Origin of the sequence: Allorhizobium pseudoryzae, from assembly GCF_011046245.1 — a bacterium.
GTDB lineage: Bacteria > Pseudomonadota > Alphaproteobacteria > Rhizobiales > Rhizobiaceae > Neorhizobium > Neorhizobium pseudoryzae.
On the sequence record NZ_CP049241.1, the window covers coordinates 1413688 to 1430896 of the forward strand.

A 17209-nucleotide genomic window follows, 5' to 3' on the forward strand; every position below is an offset into this window, starting at 1 on the left:
CAGAATGCAAATCTTTCCTGCAGGCTTTAAACGTGCCAAATTTCTGAGCAAAGGGCCTTTTCCAGCCGTTTCCACTCCGGCGGTCGTGGCAAGCCGATGCGCAGACAATCCGGCCGTTCGGCAAACCGCCGCACCAGAATGCCGGCCTCGCCCAGATGCCGGAACAGGCGCTGCGCCTGTGGATGCCGCACGTATCGGAAGAGCGATGTACCGCCGACGACAGTCAGCCCAGCCGCGGAAAGCAGCCGATCAAGCTCAGCAGCCTTGCGGTTCAGCCTGAGGCGCATTTCCGCCTGCCAGTTGCGGTCGCCAAGCGCCGCAAGCCCGATGGCGAGCGTCGGGCCGGGAATGACCCAGGGGCCGAGCCGGGCCGAAAGCCGTGCGGCCACCGCTGCGCTCGTCACGGCAAAACCAAGCCGTACGCCGGCCAACCCGTAAAACTTGCCGAAGGAGCGGAGCACCGCGAGCCCCTCGTGAACACTATCCGTAACCGAGGCTCCCGGCGCCAGCACATCCATGAAGGCTTCATCGACCACCAGCAGACCGCCCTTGGCCGCAAGATGCCGGCCAAGGGAGAGCAGCTCATCCCGCGCAATCAGCCGACCATCAGGATTGTTGGGATTGACAACGATCGCCAGGTCCGCGGCAGAGAGATCCGCCAGATCCTGCGTCTCCCGAACAGCAAAGCCGGCCAGCCGCGCCATCTGCGCATGCTCGGCATAGGTGGGCGACAGGATGGCCGCCGTCTTTCCATCCGGAGTAAAGCTGCCGAACCGCGCCTCGATCAGGAGCGGCACCAGGATCTGCGTGCCAGCCGCAGCGGCGATCTGATCGGCTGAAGCGGCGCCATAAATCTTGGCCGCAATGTCCTTCAGCCTTGCCAGATCATCCGGCTCCGGCAGGCGGGAAAAGGCTTCGGGCGCCAGCGGCGGCACCGGATAGGCATGCGGATTGATGCCGGTGGAGAGATCGATCCATGGCCGTGGCGCCGTCGGAAACAGGCTTTCCGCCCGCCTCAGGTTGCCGCCATGCTCGATTCTGTGCATGACAGGCGCCATCTGCCGCTCTTCTCTCTCGCCGGTTCCGCTCATGGCCTTCTCTCTTGCCTTCCTCGCGCTCGTTATTGAACGGCTTGTCGGTTATCCGCAATGGCTCGTGGATCGCATCGGCCATCCGGTGATGTGGATCGGGACGCTGATCGACCGGCTGGAGCGGCGCCTGAACCGGCTGGACCTCGACTTTCCCACCCGCAAGCGAAACGGGGTTATTGCCTTTGTCCTGCTGCTTCTGGCGACACTTATCGTGTCCTTTGTCATCGAACGCTCCGTGCTCTGGCTTCCCTTCGGCCTGATCGTGCTCGCCGTCCTCTCCTCCAGCCTGATCGCCCAGAAAAGCCTGGAGGATCATGTCCGCGCCGTGGCCGAGGGGCAGGAAACCGGCGGACTGGACGGGGGCCGAAAGGCGGTCTCGATGATCGTCGGGCGCGATCCGGACCAGTTGGACGAGGCGGGCGTGAGCCGGGCCGCGATCGAAAGCCTCGCTGAAAACTTTTCCGACGGCATCACCGCGCCGGCCCTCTGGCTGGGGCTGCTCGGCCTGCCGGGTGCCGCGCTCTACAAGGCAACGAACACCGCCGACAGCATGATCGGCCACAGAAACGCCCGCTACGGCGCCTTTGGCTGGGCCGCCGCCCGCTTCGACGACCTCGTCAACCTGCCGGCCTCGCGGCTGACCGCACTCCTCTTCATCGCCGCGGCCTGCCTGGTGCCCGGCGCCTCGCCGCGCAATGCCTGGGCCGCCGTGCGCCGCGATGCGGGCAAACACAAGTCGCCGAATGCCGGCTGGCCGGAGGCTGCCATGGCCGGCGCGCTCGGTCTCGGCCTTGCCGGCCCGCGCATCTATGGCGGAGTGCTGGTTGAGGATCACGTGATGGGCGAAGGCGGACGTCGGGAGGCAACCGCCGCCGACATCCGCCGGGCGCTCAGCCTCTCGCGCGTCGCGGACCTGCTGCTGATCGTGCTCTTCGGCCTGCTGGCGGATGGCTTTACCGCGCTATGGTGAGCAGCCGGTCGAGATCAAGATGGCGCTCCAGATGCGCCGCCAGTCGGTCCAACACCTCTTCCACGCCCTGTTCGTAATTAAGTCGCGAGACCTCGCCGCCGAGGCGCGTCAGCCAGGCGGAGCGCTGGCGGTCATCGGCAAACAGCCCGTGCACATAGGTGCCCGACACCAGACCTGACGCGGACACAGCCCCTTCCGCACGCCCGGCGATGACGGCAAAGGAGCGCGCGCAATCCGGCCCGGACGTCTCGCCCACATGCATTTCATAGCCGGCAAACGAATTCCCGTCCGAGGTCTTGCCCGTCACCGCCACCAGGTGTTTGTCACCGGTCAGCCGCGTCTCGACATCCAGGAAACCGAGCCCGGCTTCGACGGCACCGGCTGGACCCTCGATCCCGTCCGGGTCTGCCACGCTCCGTCCCAGCATTTGAAAGCCGCCGCAAAGGCCGAGCACCGGTTTTCCCCGTCGAAGATGCGCGGCGATATCGATATCGAAGCCGGCACCCTTCAGCGCCCTCAGATCGGCAATCGTTGCCTTGGAGCCGAGCAGCAGGATGAGATCGGCATCCGCCGGCAGCACGCCGCCCGGCCGCACCCGGACAAGCTCCACCGCCGGTTCGGCATCCAGCGGATCGAGATCATCGAAGTTCGAGACATGCGGCAGGATCGGCACGGCGATGCGGATCCTTGCGCCGGGCTTCGCGGGTGCTGCGGAATTCAGCGCCAGCGCATCTTCTGCCGGCAGCCGCACGGCCTCGGCAAAATGCGGCAAGAGACCAATCGGGCTCCAGCCGGTGAACCCTTCCACCATCCGCATGCCCTCGTCGAACAGGCTCGGATCGCCACGGAAACGGTTGACGATGAAGCCGCGGATCATCGCCGCGTCTTCCGGGTCCAGCACCGTCTTCGTGCCGGCAAGGCTGGCAATCACGCCGCCGCGGTCGATATCGCCGATCAGCACCACCGGAACATCGGCGGCGCGGGCAAACCCCATATTGGCGATATCGTTGCGGCGAAGGTTCACCTCCGAGGCACTGCCCGCGCCTTCCACCAGCACCAGATCGGCCTCAGCCTTCAGACGCTCGAAACTTTCGAGCACCCGCGGCATCAGGCGCGCCTTGATCTCCTGGTATTCGGCAGCCTTGGCATTGCCTTCCACTTTGCCCTGCACGACGAGCTGCGCGCCGACCTCGCTCTGCGGCTTCAGGAGAACTGGGTTCATGTGCACGGAGAGGGCCGCCCGCGCGGCTCGCGCCTGCAGCGCCTGCGCCCGGCCGATCTCGCCGCCATCGGCGGTGACGGCGGCATTGTTCGACATGTTCTGCGGCTTGAACGGCAGCACCGTCAGCCCGCGCAGGGTGAAGGCCCGCGCCAGGCCCGCCACGATCAGCGACTTCCCGACATCTGAGCCGGTGCCCTGGAACATCAGGGCCTTGGCGGGCTGCTGCGACATTAGAACTCGATCCCCGCCTGCGCCTTCACGCCCGCCTTGAAATGGTGTTTCACCAACGTCATCTCGGTCACCATGTCGGCAGCCTCGATCAACGCCGGCTTGGCGTTGCGCCCGGTGACGATGACATGCAGATCCTCGCGGCGCGCCCTAAGATCGGCAAGCACGGTGTCGAGATCGAGATAATCATAGCGCAGCGCGATGTTGAGCTCATCGAGGATCAGAAGCCCGACCTCCGGCCGTGCCATCATCTCCTTCGCCTTCTCCCAGGCCCGTTCGGCGGCGGCCACATCCCGCTTCAGGTCCTGCGTGTCCCAGGTGAACCCCTCGCCCATCGTGTGCCACAGCACGCGATCGCCAAACGCCTCCAGCGCCACGCGCTCGCCCGTATCCCAGGCGCCCTTGATGAACTGCACGACGGCAACCGTTCGCCCATGCCCCAGCATGCGCAGCGCAAGGCCGAAGGCGGCCGTCGACTTGCCCTTGCCCGGACCGGTATTGACGATCAGCAAGCCCTTTTCGATGGTTTTGGACGCGACTTCCGCATCCTGCACCGCCTTGCGGTTTTCCATCTTGCGGCGGTGGCGGTCTGCCACGCTCTCGTCGATCTCCTTCAAGGGGCCTCTCCTCGGGTCGTTTTATCGAGCGGCGGACTATAGTCGAAAGCGCACCCGCGGCAATGCGGCATTGACACGGGCTCCGCCAAACGCATAGTGAACCCTGCAACGGTCTTTTCCCGGCAACGGGGAAAGCTAAGAGGGAACGTGGTGCGGTTATCGACCTAAACCACGGCTGCCCCCGCAACTGTAAGCGGCCACCGCCTTGGATTTACGAGGCGGAACGTCCGGCGCACAATGCCACTGAAGCGCGAACTTCGGGAAGGCGGCGTCCGGGCCACGAACCGCGAGCCAGGAGACCTGCCGTTGAGGAAGGAAAGTCCAGCCGGGCGGGGTGCTCCGGAAGGGACGTTTTTGAACCATGCGGGTCGTCTGATCCGTCGTGGCAAGCACCCCATGACGATCAACACTCGGGGTGGATTTTGGATCTTACGGCACGACACGACCAGCGACAGACCGATGCGGAGACGACCGCGCGCGTGATCATCCATGTCTGCGAAACCTGCCGCAGCGGCGCGGAAGCGATCGACGCGCCGCGCGATGGCGCGATCCTGGCCGAGCGGGCAAAAGCAATGTCCGCGCAAGGTGTCGAGATCCGCGCCGTGGCGTGCCTCGCCAACTGCAAACGTGCCCTCAGCGCCAGCATCCAGAGCGCCGACGGCTGGTCCTATGTCTTTGGCGACCTGACGACGGATGCCGCCGAGGATCTGCTCGAAGGCGCCCGCCTGCTGAGCCTGTCCACCGATGGTTTGATGCCCTGGAAGGGCCGGCCCGACACGCTGAAACGCGGCATGATTGCCCGCATGCCGCCGCTCAATCCCATCCCGCATTCCACGACGAACAAGACCTGAAGGACCGCATCATGACCCAATCGCTCACCCGCGTGCCCTGCACTGTCGTCACCGGCTTTCTCGGCGCCGGCAAGACGACCCTGCTGCGCAATGCGCTGCAGACCATTCAGGGCAAGCGGCTTGCCGTGATCGTCAACGAGTTCGGCGATGTCGGGATCGATGGCGAGATCCTGAAAAGCTGCGGCATAGAAAACTGCCCGGAAGACAATATCATCGAGCTGGCCAATGGCTGCATCTGCTGCACTGTCGCCGATGACTTCGTGCCGGCGATCGACAAGATCCTGGCGATGGAACAGAAGGTCGATCACATCCTGATCGAAACCTCCGGCCTTGCCCTGCCGAAGCCGCTGGTTCAAGCCTTCCAGTGGCCGAGCGTGAAAAGCCGCGTCACGGTCGATGGCGTGGTGGCAGTGGTGGACGGCCTGGCGCTCGCCGAAGGCCGCGTCGCCGATGATCTGGAGGCGCTTGACGCCCAGCGGGCGCAAGACCAGTCGCTCGATCACGATGACCCGGTGGAAGAGGTTTTCGAAGACCAGATCGCCTGCGCCGATCTCGTCATCCTCACCAAGGCGGACCTCTTGGATGCCGCCGGCCTCGACAGAGCCCGCGCCCATGTGGAAGACCACCTGCCGCGTGCGGTTCGCATCGTGAATGCGGAAAACGGCGCGATCGACCCGGCTATCTTCATCGGACTTGGCCTGGCGGTCGAAGACGATATCGAAAACCGCAAGACCCACCACGATGATGAGCTGGATCACGAGCACGATGATTTCGACAGCTTCGTGCTGGACATCCCGGCCATCACAAGCCCGGAAGCGCTCAGCCAGCGCATCCAGACTGTGACGGATGCGGAAAAGGTGCTGCGCATCAAGGGCTATGTGGAAGTGGCCGGCAAGCCGATGCGGCTTCTGGTGCAGGCCGTCGGCCCGCGCGTGAACCATTACTTCGACCGCCCCTGGGGAACGGACGAAACCCGCCGCTCGCGCCTCGTCGTGATCGGCGAAAAGGGCATCGACGCCGAAAAGATCGGCAGACTGCTGGCCGCCTGATGCACATCCTCGCCACCACATCCTCGTCGCTCGACGATCTGATCGAGCCGGTCGATCTGAACCAGACGCCGGGCGATGTGGTGGTGCTGTCCTTTACCGACAGCGACCTGAACGGCATTGCGGGCGCCTGGGGAAGGCTGGGAAGCCAGCTTCGGGCCAACCCGCTGTCGCTCAGGCTTGCCCAGCTGTCCGATCTCCGCCATCCGATGTCGGTCGATCTGTGGATCGACAAGGTGGCGCGCCACGCCAGACTGATCCTCGTGAGGGTGCTCGGCGGTTATGACCGCTGGCGTTACGGCGTGGACGAACTGGCACGGCTGGCGCGGCAGCAGAACATTCCCCTATACCTCCTGCCCGGCGAATGCAGCGAGCGCGACGACCGGTTGGAAGCCGCCTCGACCGTTGAACTCCAGGAAATCCAGGCCGCTCTCGCGCTGTTTCGTGCCGGTGGGCCGGATAATCTCGACCGGCTCGTTCGACGACTGACGACCAAAATCTGCGGCGAGGCCTTGGCACCGCTTGCCCCCGCGATGGACGTCCCGAAGCTGGGCTTCTACCGGCCGGAAACGGGTGTGGTTTCCCTGGACGAAGCGATGAAGGCGCGCGGGGAAAAACCGCTGCTGCCGCTTCTCTTCTACCGCTCCATGCTGCTGGCCAGCGACATCGCGCCCATTGATGCGCTGACACGGGCGCTCGAGGCGCGCGGCCTGGCCGTTCTGCCGGTCTTCGTGCCGGGCCTCAAGGAGGCAGCGATCCTGTCAGAGCTGCGCGACACGCTTGCCCCTCTGAAACCGGCAGCCCTCATCACCACGACCGCCTTTGCCAGCAATGCAGAGCTCGACGGACAAACCCTGTTCGATGTGCTGGGCGTTCCGGTGTTCCAGGCGGTGATTGCCACTACCAAACGGCAGGCCTGGGCGGAAGGGAGACGCGGGCTTGGGCCCTCCGATCTCGCCATGCATGTGGTGCTGCCTGAACTGGACGGCCGCATTCTGGCCGGCACGCTCTCCTTCAAGGCCGAACGCGAGGCAACGGCGGACTTCGGCTTCACCGGTTTCGCCAACCGCCCGGAGCCCGATCGGGTCGAGGCGACCGCTGAACGCATTTGCAAACATCTCGATCTTTACGCGACGCCGCGGCAGGAACGCCGGCTCACCATCCTGATGCCGGATTATCCGGGTGCCGATGGCCGCACCGGTTATGCGGTCGGCCTCGACGTGCCGGAAAGCGTGCTGCAGATGCTGCGCGATCTGAAGGCCGAAGGCTATGAGGTCTCCGACATTCCCGATACGGCGGCGGACCTGATGGACCGGCTGCTGCGCCGAACCGAAAGTTTTCGCGCCACCGATTATACCGCTTATCTCGACAGCCTTCCCGAAGTGTCGCGCCAGGCCCTGCAAGACACATGGGACGACCCATTAGCCGACGAACAATGCCGGGACGGATTTTTCCGGTTCCGCGCCGTGCGTTTCGGGAACGTCACCGTGGCACTGGCACCGGATCGTGGCCGCGAAGCCGATCGGCGCACGGATTATCACGATCCCGCCCGTCCGCCGTGCCATGCGCTCGTCGCCTTCGGCGCCTTTCTCCGGAACGAGCTTCAGGCGCAGGCCATCATCCATGTCGGCGCGCACGGCACGTTGGAATGGCTGCCAGGCAAGACGGTGGCGCTGTCGAAAGACTGTTTTCCGGAGATCGTCACCGGAAGTCTGCCGGTGCTTTATCCCTTCATCGTCTCCAATCCCGGCGAGGCGGCGGTCGCCAAACGGCGGATTGCGGCGCTGACCATCGGCCACCTGCCACCGGTTCTGGCAAGCGCCGGCCTGTCGCCGGCCCAGCAGCGGCTGGAACTCTTGGTGGATGAATATGCCCAGGCCGATGGGCTGGATCGTCGCCGCCGCGACCGCCTGGCGAAACTCATCGTGGACACGGCGGAAGAAACCGGGCTCGCCTCGGAAGCCGGCATTTCCCGCGACGCCGACCCGGACACCGCGCTTGCCCGTATCGACGCCTTCCTCTGCGACCTCAAGGATTTCGCCATCAAGGATGGCCAGCACGTGTTTGGCCGGTCCGAGGAGGGCGAAACCAATCCGCTGCGACTGGAGAGTGCCGACGCCGAGCGCGCCGCTCTGCTGGCAGCCCTGGACGGGCGTCATATCCGCCCCGGCCCGTCCGGCGCGCCAGCGCGCGGGCGTCTCGACGTGCTGCCGACCGGCCGCAATCTCTATGCCTCCGACCCGCGCACCATGCCGACGCCGACCGCCTTCGAGCTGGGCCGACTGGCCGCCGACGAGGTGATCCGCCGTTACATGCAGGATCACGGCGACTGGCCGAAGAGCCTGGTGATCGATCTCTGGGGGAGTGCGACGCTGCGCAGCGGCGGCGAGGAAGTGGCGCAGGGACTGGCACTGATGGGAGCAAAGCCTGTGCAGGATGCCGCGACCGGCCGGGTCACCGGCATCGAGGTTCTGGCTCCCGCGCAGCTTGGTCGCCCCCGCGTCGATGTCACCTTCCGCATCTCCGGCCTGTTCCGCGACATGTTCCCCTCGCTGATCACGCTGCTCGATGCCGCCACCCGGTCGATTGCGGCGCGCGAGGAGGCCGACGGCGACAATCCACTGGCGGAAACGGCCCGCAGCGAAGGCAGCGTCCCGGCCCGCATCTTCGGTTCGGCCCCCGGCACCTATGGCGCCGGCATCGAGGAAAAACTCACCGCCGGCAACTGGCAGGCACGCGAAGAGCTGGGCCAAGCCTATCTCGCCATGACCAGCCATGCCTTTGGCGGCGCCGACGGCGAAGGTCATGCGGCAGGCGATGCCTTTGCCGAACGCATCCGCACCGCCGATCTTCTCGTGCATACCGGCGACGATCCGGGCCGAGACCTGCTGGATGGTTCGGGCGATGTCGCCTTTATCGGCGGGTTTGCCGCAGCCGTCGCAGCGCTCGGTGGCAAGGCGGATCTGATTGCGCTGGATACCACCGATCCACAGAAGCCTCGCGCCCGCTCGGTGACGGAAGCCGTGACGCGCGTGGTGCGCGCCCGCGCCGTCAATCCGCGCTTCATCACCGGCCAGATGCGCCACGGCCCGCGCGGTGCTGCGGAATTTGCCGAAACGGTGGACCGGCTCGTCGGTTTTGCCGAAACCACCAATGCTGTGCCGCACAGCCTGATCGAGGCGGTTTTCGATGCCTATGTCGCCGATGAACGGGTGCGCGATTTCGTGCTGGAGCAGAACCCTGAAGCGGCCCGCGCCATTGCCGAACGGCTGATGTCGGCCCGCCGCCGGGGCCTCTGGCAGCCGCGCCGCAATTCGGTCGATCGCGACCTGGAAATGCTCCATGGTTTTGCCCAGGCGAAGGCCCGGACGGGAGGTCGCCGATGACCGTCTCCTCCCCGCTCCCCGTCAACTCGCTCGCCCGCGGCGCCTGCCCGGCGCTTGATGCACCGATGCTGACCGGCGATGGTTATTTGTCGCGTGTCGCCCTGATCGAGCCGATTTCGCCCGTCCAGCTTGCGACGCTCTGCAGCCTCTCGGAGCGCCATGGCAATGGCATGATCGATATCTCCGCCCGCGGCAACCTGCAGATCCGCGGCCTGACCCCGGCTTCAGCTGCCGCGCTGGAGGCGGATGTGCGCAGCCTCGCCCTGCCGCTGCGCGAAGGCCTTGCAGTGGAATGGACGCCGCTCGCCGGGCTTGATCCCACGACAGATGTCGATCCACGACCGCTCGGTCTGGAGATCATGGCCCGCGCACAAGACCTGCGCGGGAGCCTGGCCCCCAAGCTCTCCGTGGTCATCGAAACGCGCGGCCTGATCCGGCTGGACGGTCTGCTGGCCGATATCCGGCTGGTGGCGGCCGAAAACGATGGCCGCACGGGATGGCACATCCTTCTCGGCGGCACCGCAGATCAGGGCCGTGCCATCGGTTTCGTGCAGGAGAATGAGGCGGCGGATTGCGTGGCGGCGCTGCTGGCTCACCTTGCCGCCCTCGGCCCCCGCACCCGTGGCCGGGACATCGACCCGGGCCGCCTGCCGGAAACGGTTTCCCGCGTGCTGGAAGCCTCACCGCCCTCGCTCTCGCCATCCCATCACGATGCCTTCGGCCTCTTCGAGTTGGAGGACGGGCAGTGTGCGCTCCGTGTCGCTCTGCCCTTCGGTCAGATCCAGTCCCGGCAGCTTTCAGCCTTTGCGGATCATGCCAGACGGTGCGGCATCGAAAGCATCAAGCCGGCGGCAGAGCATACGCTGCTGGCTTTCGGTTCAGGTGAGACCTGCGCGGCTTTGCAGACAGCGGCCAAGACCCATGGCTTCATCACCGACGAACACGATCCGCTGCGCCAGATCGATGCCTGCCCCGGCGCGCCGTCCTGCCAGTCGGCGCGATTGGACACCCATGCGCTCGGCCGTTTTGCCGCCGAAGAGTCAGGCGAGCTTTTCGACGGTTCGCTGCGTCTGCATCTCTCCGGCTGCCTGAAGGCCTGTGCGCATCCCACCGCCGCCACCCTGGTTTTTGCCGGCACCGACGACGCAACGCATCTTGTCATCGACGGCAAAACCACCGATACCCCCGCCAAACGGCTTTTCCCCCAAACGGAAGCTGCGGCTCTCTCCGCCCTTTCCGCGCTGCTGCGTCTGGAACGCCAGCCGGGGGAAACGAGCCGTGACTGTCTGCGACGCCTGGGTCCTGAGCGGATCGCGGCGGCGCTTGCCTGAAGGATCATGATGACGACCTACGACTATATCCGCGAGGGCGATGCGATCTACGCCAAATCCTTCGCCATCATCCGCGCGGAGGCGGATCTCTCCCGCTTCAGCGAGGAGGAGGCGGATGTCGCGATCCGCATGATCCATGCCTGCGGCCTGGTGGAGGCAGCGCACCAGTTCGAATTCTCTCCCGGTTTCGTCAGCGCCGCCCGCGCAGCCCTTCTCGCCGGAAAGCCGATCTTTTGCGATGCGCAGATGGTGGCACATGGCGTCACCCGCGCCCGCCTTCCGGCGAAGAACGAGGTGATCTGCACACTGCGCGACCCGCAGGTGCCGGACCTGGCAAAGACGGTCGGCAATACCCGCTCGGCCGCCGCCTTGGAACTCTGGGCGGAAAAACTGGAAGGCGCGGTGGTTGCCATCGGCAATGCGCCGACCGCGCTTTTTTACCTGCTCGAAATGCTGAATCGTGGCTGCCCGAAGCCGGCGGCGATCATCGGCATGCCGGTCGGTTTCGTCGGCGCTGCGGAAAGCAAGGAAGCGTTGGCGGAAAGCCGGCACGGCATCCCCTACGCCATCGTCAAAGGCCGCATGGGCGGCTCGGCCATGACGGCAGCCGCCGTCAATGCGCTGGCGAGGGCCGGCCTGTGAGCGAGATCTCCCCTGGAAAGCTGTATGGCGTCGGCACCGGCCCCGGTGATCCGGAGCTTCTGACGCTGAAGGCCGTCAAGGCGCTGAATGCGGCTGATGTGCTGGCCTTCTTTGCCAAGCGCGGCGCCCGCGGCAATGGTCGCACCATCGTGGACGCCCATCTGCGCGCCGATATCCTCGAACTGCCGCTCGTCTATCCGGTGACGGTGGAGGAGGACAAGGAGACCGACAGCTACAAACGCGCGATCGACGGCTTCTTCGACCAGTCGGCGGCGGAGATCGCGGTGCATCTGCAGGCCGGGCGCAATGTCGCGGTCCTGAGCGAAGGCGACCCCCTGTTTTACGGCTCCTACATGCACCTGCATCTGCGGCTTGCGCCGCATTTTCCGGCCGAAGTCATTCCGGGCGTCACCGCCATGTCCGGCTGCTGGTCGCTGGCCGGCCTGCCGCTGGTGCAGGGCGACGATATCCTGAGCGTGCTGCCGGGCACGCTGCCGGAAGAGGCGCTGACGGCGCGGCTTGCCGGCACCGATGGCGCGGTGATCATGAAGGTTGGCCGCAACCTACCAAAGATCCGCCGGGCGCTTGCCGCCACGGGAAAACTCGACGGCGCGATCTATGTGGAACGCGGCACCATGCCGACCGGCCACGCCATGCCGCTGTGCGACCGCGACGAAACCATGCCCGCCCCTTACTTTTCGCTGGTGCTGGTACCCGGCTGGAAGGGCCGCCCGCAGGGAGTGCCGGCATGACGGGCAAGCTCACCGTCGTCGGCCTCGGCCCCGGCAGCCCGCAGCAGGTGACGCCGGAAGCGCTCGCCGCTGTTGCCGAGGCCAGCGATTTCTTCGGCTACGGCCCCTATGTGGACCGGCTGGAGCTCCGGCCTGACCAGCGCCGCCACGCCTCCGACAATCGCGAGGAACTGTCCCGCGCCGGGGCAGCTCTGACGCTTGCGGCGCTTGGGGGAAAGGTCTGCGTCGTCTCCGGCGGTGATCCCGGCGTCTTTGCCATGGCCGCTGCCGTCTGCGAAGCGATCGACAATGGCCCTTCCGAGTGGCGCGCGATCGAATTCTCCGTCGTGCCGGGCGTCACCGCCATGCTCTCGGTCGCGGCAAAGGCCGGCGCACCGCTGGGGCATGATTTCTGCGCCATCTCACTCTCCGACAATCTCAAACCCTGGTCGGTGATCGAAAAGCGGCTGATCGCAGCGGCAGAGGCCGGCTTCGTCATGGCCTTCTACAATCCGGTCAGCAAGGCCCGGCCCCACCAGCTGACAGAGGCCTTCGACATTCTGCGCGCCCATCTGCCAGGCACGGTTCCGGTGATCTTTGGCCGCGCCGCCGGTCGTCCCGACGAGAAGATCGCCGTGGTGCCGCTGTCGGAGGCCCGATCCGAGATGGCCGATATGGCGACCTGCATCATCGTCGGCTCGACGGAGACGCGGCTGATCGAGCGCGAGGGCAACCGCCCGCTCGTCTATTCGCCGCGCTCCTGGGGTAAGTCCGCCGCAGGAAAGGCCTGATCCACATGGCACACGAGGTCATCCAGCGTCTGAAAGGCGAGAACGTCCGGCAGAAGCGGGCGGCGGATCATGATGACTTCGATGCCCAGCGCCCGCGCTGCTGCGATCTTGCCATAGCTCGCCGAACCGCCGGAATTCTTGCAGACGATGGCCTCGATGCCGTGACCGGTCAGAAGCGCCCGCTCATCCACCTCCTCGAAGGGGCCGCGGGCCGTGAGATAGGTAACCGCAGGCAGAACGAGCGGCGGCTCCACTGGATCGACGCTGCGCACCAGATAGGCATGCTGCGGCGCCGCCTCGAAGGGCAGCAATTCCTGGCGTCCCAGCGCCAGAAAGGCCCGGCGCGGCGCCTCTCCGAGCGCGGCCACCGCCGCCTCGACGCTCTCCACCTCCCGCCAGCAGTCACCTGCCTGCCGCTCCCATCCGGGACGGCGCAAGGCGATCAGCGGAATACCGGTGAGAATGGCCGCCCGTGCGGCATTGGCGGAGATCTGCGCCGCATAGGGATGCGTGACATCCACCAGCAGGTCGAACCCCTGCCCCATGAGATAACGGCCAAGGCCCTCCGCACCCCCGAAGCCGCCGATGCGCACCGGCACCGGCTGGCGGGCCGGCGCTTTCGTGCGACCAGCGAGCGAAAGCTGCAGCCGAAAGCGCCCGGTCTCGCCAAGGCGCTCCGCCAACTGCCGGGCTTCCGTCGTGCCGCCCAGAATGAGAATGGAGGCGTTCATCATGGCTCCTGAATCATCATCCCCTCTTCTATCCGGTGAACCCTGGTTGTCCATCGTCGGCATCGGCGAAGATGGCCTGGCCGGACTGGGCGAGTTGGCGCGACGGGCAATTTCCGAGGCAGACTTCGTCTTCGGCGGCAAACGCCATCTGGAATTGGCGGGCGATGCGATCCGCGGCGAGGCAGAGCCCTGGCCGCAACCCTTCGACAGCGCCATGCAGGCGGTTCTGGCCCTGAAGGGCCGCAAGGTCTGCGTGCTTGCCTCCGGCGATCCGTTCTTCTTCGGCGTCGGCGTGACGCTGGCGCGCCTGACGGCCAAAGAGGATTACCGCGTCTATCCCGCGCCATCCGCCTTTTCGCTCGCTGCCTCTAGGCTCGGCTGGGCCTTGCAGGAGATCGAGACGGTCTCCCTGCATGGCCGCGCGCTCGATCTCATCCGCCCGCTGCTGCATCCTGGCCGCAAGCTCTTGGCGCTCACCGCCGATGCCGACGGGCCAGCCCAATTGGCACGGCTTTTGACAGACAATGGTTTTGGCATGAGCCGGCTCACCGTGCTGGAAGCGCTCGGCGGTGAACGAGAGCTGATCCGCTCCACCACTGCTCGCGATTTCTCCCTGACCGACATCGACCCGCTGAATGTGGTGGCCCTTGAGGTTCGGGCAGACGCCATCGCGCGCGTTCTACCTTTGGGATTCGGCTTGGCCGACGACCTTTTCGAGCATGACGGCCAGATCACCAAACGCGAGATCCGCGCGGTGACGCTCTCGGCGCTCTCCCCCCGCCGCGGCGAGTTGCTGTGGGATATCGGCGCGGGCTCCGGCTCGATCGGCATCGAATGGATGCTGGCGCACCCCTCAATGCGGGGGATGGCCATCGAACATCACCCGGAACGCGCCGCTCGCATCCGCCGCAATGCGCAAAATTTCGGCGTGCCCGCGCTGCAGCTCATCGAAGGCAGAGCGCCGGAGGCACTCGCCGGACTGCCCGAGCCAGACGCCATCTTCATCGGCGGCGGCGGCAGTGGTGACGGCGTGCTGGAGGCGGCGCTTGCGGCGCTGAAACCCGGCGGCCGGCTCGTTGCCAATGCCGTCACGCTGGAGATGGAGCAGGTTCTGCTGAGTGCCCACGCCACGAGGGGCGGCAGCCTGACACGGCTCTCTATCGATCGGGCCGAACCGGTGGGCCGGATGACCGGTTGGCGGCCGGCCATGCCCGTCACGCAATGGATTTTTTCAAAGCCAGAGGATTGAACCCATGATGATTGCCGGAATCGGATGCCGCCGCGGCACCAGTGCAGAGGTCGTGATGGCCGTGCTCAACGAGGCCCTCGCCGCCGCCGGCAAGGCGGGAGAGTACCCCGCAAAACTCGCCACCGGCGCGCTCAAGGCCGATGAGACCGGGCTTCTGGACGCAGCGAAACGGCTGGGGCTCGATCTCGCCATCCTGACAGACGCGGAAATGGACGCCGTCTCCGACCGCACGTTGACAGTCTCGCCGCACAGTGTCGGCCATGCCGGTGTCTCCAGCTTCTGCGAGGCCGCGGCGCTGGCCGCCGGCGGCGCGTCTGCCAAACTTCTCGGTCCCCGCCACGTCTCGCAAGGCGTCACCTGCGCGCTGGCCATCGTTGAAGATCATGTCGAGGACGCCGCATGACGGTTCATTTCATCGGCGCCGGCCCCGGTGCCGCCGATCTCATCACGGTGCGCGGGCGCGATCTGATCGCCCGCTGCCCGGTCTGCCTCTTCGCCGGTTCCATCGTGCCGCGCGAACTCTTGGACTATTGCCCCGCGGATGCACGGATTATCGACACGGCTTCGCTGTCCCTCGACGAGATCGAAGCAGAATATCGGCGCGCCGCCGACGCCGGAGAAGATGTCGCCCGCCTGCATTCCGGCGATCTCTCCGTCTGGAGCGCGGTCGCCGAACAGATGCGTCGACTCGACCGGCTCGGCATCGATTACACGCTCACCCCCGGCGTTCCCTCCTTTGCGGCAGCGGCGGCGGCGCTGAAGCGCGAGTTGACCATCCCCGAAGTGGCGCAAAGCCTGATCCTGACCCGCGTCTCCGGTCGCGCCTCGAAAATGCCGGCGCGGGAGACGCTTCAGAATTTCGCGGCAACCGGGTCAACACTCGCCATCCATCTCGCCATTCACGCACTGGAGAAGATCGTTGCGGACCTGACGCCACATTACGGCGCCGATTGCCCGGTTGCGATCGTCGTCAAAGCCAGCTGGCCGGATGAAAAGATCCTGCGCGGCACGCTCGCCACCATCGCCGCCCAGGTGGCCGCCGAACCGATCGAGCGCACGGCGCTGATCTTCGTCGGTCCCGGCTTGCAAGCGGAGGATTTTCGCGAGAGCGCGCTCTATAGCACCGATTACGTGCGCCGCTTCCGCTCGCCCAAGGGCAAGGACGAGGCATGATGCGACGGGGTGAAGGGCGCTTCGCCGACGAGTTTGCCGGCGCGATCGAAGATCAGGATCTCGAGCGCGATCGCCTCGCTGTGCAAGGCACCCGCCGCCACCTGCCAGGCGCGCGCGGCAATGCGGTTGCCAAGCTCCAGCCCCTCGCCCTCGGCCAGTTGAAAAGCCTGCGCCACCGTGTTGGCCTGACCGATCGCGCCGATCAGGCCATCGCTTGCACCGGCCTCGCGCGCAACGGCGGCCAGCGCCTCCAGATCCGCCAGACCACGTTTGGAATGCACGTCCAGCATGCCCTGCGACAGCTTGGTGATCTTGGCGACACCGCCGGCAACCGTCACCTTCGGCACCGGATGTTTGCGCAGATATTTCAGCATGCCGCCGACAAAATCGCCCATGTCGAGCAGTGCGGTGTCCGGCAGGGCGTGATGCGCCTGCACGGCCTTTTCCGTCGTCATGCCGGTGGAGCCGGCGACATGGGTCAATCCTTCCGCCCGCGCCACATCGATGCCGCGCCAGATGGAATGGATCCAGGCCGAGCAGGAAAACGGAATGACGATTCCCGTCGTGCCGAGCACCGAGAGACCGCCGACGATACCCAGGCGCGGATTGAGCGTCTTCTGCGCCAGGTCCTCGCCCCCCGGAATGGAGATTTCGACGTCGAAATCCGCCGCCTCGCCCGCCACTTCGGCAATTGCCGCGGCAATCATCTGGCGCGGAACCGGGTTGATGGCCGGCTCGCCCGGTGGAATGGGAAGCCCCGGCCTCGTCACCATGCCCACACCATTGCCGGCGAAAAACCGAATACCGGCCCCGGCCACCCCATGCCGCAGAGTAACGATGATCAGCGCACCATGGGTGACATCGGGATCATCGCCGGCATCTTTGATGATCCCGGCGCGGGCGAAACCCCCGCCCTGTTCCTCCAGCGCCAGGACAAAACCGGGCCGCTGGCCGCCGGGAAGCGTCACCTCCACGAGATCCGGAAAGCCGTGACCGGTGAGCGCCAGGCAGGCGGCCTTGGCCGACGCCGCCGCGCAGGTGCCGGTGGTCCAGCCGCGCCGCAGGTCTTTTGCCGTCTCGTTTGCGATTTCCGCTTCCATACGCGTTTCTATACCGGTGACAGGACCTTGCGTCATCGGCAAAAGGCATC

General features: G+C 66.0%; 16 protein-coding genes and 1 riboswitch. Of the genes, 11 read left to right on the forward strand and 5 right to left on the reverse strand.

From position 1 onward, the window contains the following. Positions 1-26: 26 nt before the first annotated feature. The gene (cobD, locus tag G6N78_RS06950; protein WP_234905897.1) at positions 27-1091 is read right to left on the reverse strand and encodes a threonine-phosphate decarboxylase CobD; all 1065 of its coding nucleotides are present in this window, start codon (positions 1089-1091) and stop codon (positions 27-29) included. On the opposite strand from cobD, the gene cbiB reads away from it, so the two are divergent. Next, positions 1090-2061, forward strand: a complete 972-nt coding sequence (cbiB, locus tag G6N78_RS06955; RefSeq protein ID WP_165216906.1) for an adenosylcobinamide-phosphate synthase CbiB — start codon at positions 1090-1092, stop codon at positions 2059-2061. The two genes, cobD and cbiB, sit on opposite strands and share 2 nt — an antisense overlap. Here cbiB and G6N78_RS06960 read toward each other — a convergent pair. Then, the gene (locus tag G6N78_RS06960) at positions 2045-3514 is read right to left on the reverse strand and encodes a cobyric acid synthase (protein ID WP_165216908.1); all 1470 of its coding nucleotides are present in this window, start codon (positions 3512-3514) and stop codon (positions 2045-2047) included. The genes cbiB and G6N78_RS06960 overlap by 17 nt on opposite strands. Then, positions 3514-4083: a cob(I)yrinic acid a,c-diamide adenosyltransferase gene (cobO, locus tag G6N78_RS06965; RefSeq protein WP_234905937.1), complete on the reverse strand. Its 570-nt coding sequence runs from the start codon at positions 4081-4083 to the stop codon at positions 3514-3516. The genes G6N78_RS06960 and cobO overlap by 1 nt, the downstream gene beginning before the upstream one ends. A 137-nt stretch (positions 4084-4220) precedes the next feature. Beyond that, positions 4221-4450, forward strand: a riboswitch (cobalamin riboswitch). A 100-nt stretch (positions 4451-4550) separates the two neighbouring features. On the opposite strand from cobO, the gene G6N78_RS06970 reads away from it, so the two are divergent. From G6N78_RS06970 to G6N78_RS07000, 7 genes are read left to right on the forward strand one after another with little or no spacing between them, the layout of a single operon-like run. After that, positions 4551-4979 carry a DUF1636 family protein gene (locus tag G6N78_RS06970; RefSeq protein ID WP_234905898.1) on the forward strand — a complete coding sequence of 143 codons (429 nt, stop codon included), beginning with the start codon at positions 4551-4553 and terminating at the stop codon, positions 4977-4979. 11 nt (positions 4980-4990) lie between these two features. Next, entirely contained in the window at positions 4991-6028 is a 1038-nt protein-coding gene (gene cobW, locus G6N78_RS06975) for a cobalamin biosynthesis protein CobW (RefSeq protein WP_165216912.1), read from the forward strand. Beyond that, entirely contained in the window at positions 6028-9411 is a 3384-nt protein-coding gene (gene cobN, locus G6N78_RS06980; protein WP_165216914.1) for a cobaltochelatase subunit CobN, read from the forward strand. Before cobW ends, cobN begins: the two co-directional genes overlap by 1 nt. Then, positions 9408-10742 carry a precorrin-3B synthase gene (cobG, locus tag G6N78_RS06985; RefSeq protein ID WP_165216916.1) on the forward strand — a complete coding sequence of 445 codons (1335 nt, stop codon included), beginning with the start codon at positions 9408-9410 and terminating at the stop codon, positions 10740-10742. The genes cobN and cobG overlap by 4 nt, the downstream gene beginning before the upstream one ends. Before the next feature lie 9 nt (positions 10743-10751). Next, entirely contained in the window at positions 10752-11384 is a 633-nt protein-coding gene (locus G6N78_RS06990) for a precorrin-8X methylmutase (protein WP_165216918.1), read from the forward strand. Beyond that, positions 11381-12136, forward strand: a complete 756-nt coding sequence (locus G6N78_RS06995; RefSeq protein ID WP_165216920.1) for a precorrin-2 C(20)-methyltransferase — start codon at positions 11381-11383, stop codon at positions 12134-12136. Before G6N78_RS06990 ends, G6N78_RS06995 begins: the two co-directional genes overlap by 4 nt. Further along, a complete protein-coding gene (locus G6N78_RS07000) occupies positions 12133-12906 on the forward strand; it encodes a precorrin-3B C(17)-methyltransferase (protein ID WP_165216922.1) in 774 nt (257 codons plus the stop codon). Before G6N78_RS06995 ends, G6N78_RS07000 begins: the two co-directional genes overlap by 4 nt. Here G6N78_RS07000 and G6N78_RS07005 read toward each other — a convergent pair. Continuing rightward, complete coding sequence (locus G6N78_RS07005; protein WP_165216924.1) at positions 12861-13637, reverse strand: cobalt-precorrin-6A reductase; 777 nt, start codon at positions 13635-13637, stop codon at positions 12861-12863. The two genes, G6N78_RS07000 and G6N78_RS07005, sit on opposite strands and share 46 nt — an antisense overlap. Before the next feature lies 1 nt (position 13638). Here G6N78_RS07005 and cbiE point away from each other — a divergent pair, with 1 nt between their 5' ends. From cbiE to cobM, 3 genes are read left to right on the forward strand one after another with little or no spacing between them, the layout of a single operon-like run. After that, entirely contained in the window at positions 13639-14886 is a 1248-nt protein-coding gene (cbiE, locus tag G6N78_RS07010) for a precorrin-6y C5,15-methyltransferase (decarboxylating) subunit CbiE (protein WP_165216926.1), read from the forward strand. 4 nt (positions 14887-14890) lie between these two features. After that, positions 14891-15289, forward strand: coding sequence for a cobalamin biosynthesis protein (locus G6N78_RS07015; RefSeq protein ID WP_165216928.1), 399 nt, complete (start codon positions 14891-14893; stop codon positions 15287-15289). Further along, positions 15286-16059 carry a precorrin-4 C(11)-methyltransferase gene (gene cobM, locus G6N78_RS07020; protein ID WP_165216930.1) on the forward strand — a complete coding sequence of 258 codons (774 nt, stop codon included), beginning with the start codon at positions 15286-15288 and terminating at the stop codon, positions 16057-16059. The genes G6N78_RS07015 and cobM overlap by 4 nt, the downstream gene beginning before the upstream one ends. Here cobM and G6N78_RS07025 read toward each other — a convergent pair. Continuing rightward, positions 16014-17159, reverse strand: coding sequence for a cobalt-precorrin-5B (C(1))-methyltransferase (locus tag G6N78_RS07025; RefSeq protein ID WP_234905938.1), 1146 nt, complete (start codon positions 17157-17159; stop codon positions 16014-16016). The genes cobM and G6N78_RS07025 overlap by 46 nt on opposite strands. Between the last annotated feature and the right edge of the window lie 50 nt (positions 17160-17209).

Excerpts from the sequence above, each read along its gene's own strand:
- cobG (WP_165216916.1), top strand. The coding sequence starts at position 9,408 with ATGACCGTCTCCTCCCCGCTCCCCGTCAACTCGCTCGCCCGCGGCGCC.
- G6N78_RS07000 (WP_165216922.1), top strand. The coding sequence starts at position 12,133 with ATGACGGGCAAGCTCACCGTCGTCGGCCTCGGCCCCGGCAGCCCGCAG.
- G6N78_RS07005 (WP_165216924.1), bottom strand. The coding sequence starts at position 13,637 with ATGAACGCCTCCATTCTCATTCTGGGCGGCACGACGGAAGCCCGGCAG.
- cobO (WP_234905937.1), bottom strand. The coding sequence starts at position 4,083 with ATGGAAAACCGCAAGGCGGTGCAGGATGCGGAAGTCGCGTCCAAAACC.
- cobW (WP_165216912.1), top strand. The coding sequence starts at position 4,991 with ATGACCCAATCGCTCACCCGCGTGCCCTGCACTGTCGTCACCGGCTTT.
- cbiB (WP_165216906.1), top strand. The coding sequence starts at position 1,090 with ATGGCCTTCTCTCTTGCCTTCCTCGCGCTCGTTATTGAACGGCTTGTC.
- cobD (WP_234905897.1), bottom strand. The coding sequence starts at position 1,091 with ATGAGCGGAACCGGCGAGAGAGAAGAGCGGCAGATGGCGCCTGTCATG.
- G6N78_RS07025 (WP_234905938.1), bottom strand. The coding sequence starts at position 17,159 with ATGGAAGCGGAAATCGCAAACGAGACGGCAAAAGACCTGCGGCGCGGC.
- G6N78_RS07015 (WP_165216928.1), top strand. The coding sequence starts at position 14,891 with ATGATGATTGCCGGAATCGGATGCCGCCGCGGCACCAGTGCAGAGGTC.
- G6N78_RS06960 (WP_165216908.1), bottom strand. The coding sequence starts at position 3,514 with ATGTCGCAGCAGCCCGCCAAGGCCCTGATGTTCCAGGGCACCGGCTCA.
- cobN (WP_165216914.1), top strand. The coding sequence starts at position 6,028 with ATGCACATCCTCGCCACCACATCCTCGTCGCTCGACGATCTGATCGAG.
- G6N78_RS06990 (WP_165216918.1), top strand. The coding sequence starts at position 10,752 with ATGACGACCTACGACTATATCCGCGAGGGCGATGCGATCTACGCCAAA.
- cobM (WP_165216930.1), top strand. The coding sequence starts at position 15,286 with ATGACGGTTCATTTCATCGGCGCCGGCCCCGGTGCCGCCGATCTCATC.
- cbiE (WP_165216926.1), top strand. The coding sequence starts at position 13,639 with ATGGCTCCTGAATCATCATCCCCTCTTCTATCCGGTGAACCCTGGTTG.